The 415-nt window shown below is 43.1% G+C and carries 1 protein-coding gene; it reads left to right on the forward strand.

The window, feature by feature from the left end:
* A partial coding sequence (locus tag A2F46_RS13150; RefSeq protein ID WP_231867802.1) for a hypothetical protein occupies positions 1-275 on the forward strand: 275 nt, incomplete at its 5' end.
* Positions 276-415: the final 140 nt, after the last annotated feature.

Raw genomic sequence — 415 nt, forward strand, 5'->3', positions numbered from 1 at the left:
CCACCAATAGCCCTATTAAGATAGACCAGCTCGCGGGCAGCATTAAAGGTGATGTAATAACACAAAATGGGGCTACCACCATGACAGTAGCTGGTGGCGAGGTTAACGGAGACATCATTTTTAGTAATAGTGCTAATGATGACTTGAACATCAGCGGTGGGACGGTAATAGGTGATATCAGTACAGGTGGGGGACGGATAATATCAGTATTTCTAATGAGGCCAATATTAGCGGCATTGGCACCATTGATGGAGGCACTGGCAAAAACGTGTTAACGCTAACCGGCTCAAAATCCAACACCCTCACCAGCAGCATCAACAACGTCAATACACTAAATAAAACTGAATCTGGAATTTGGACGCTAAGTAATAAACTGGACAATCTAAATGCAGATGGCAATAAATCTGATTCTTCT

The organism is Snodgrassella sp. CFCC 13594 (assembly GCF_001590725.1).
Classification (GTDB): Bacteria; Pseudomonadota; Gammaproteobacteria; order Burkholderiales; family Neisseriaceae; genus Snodgrassella.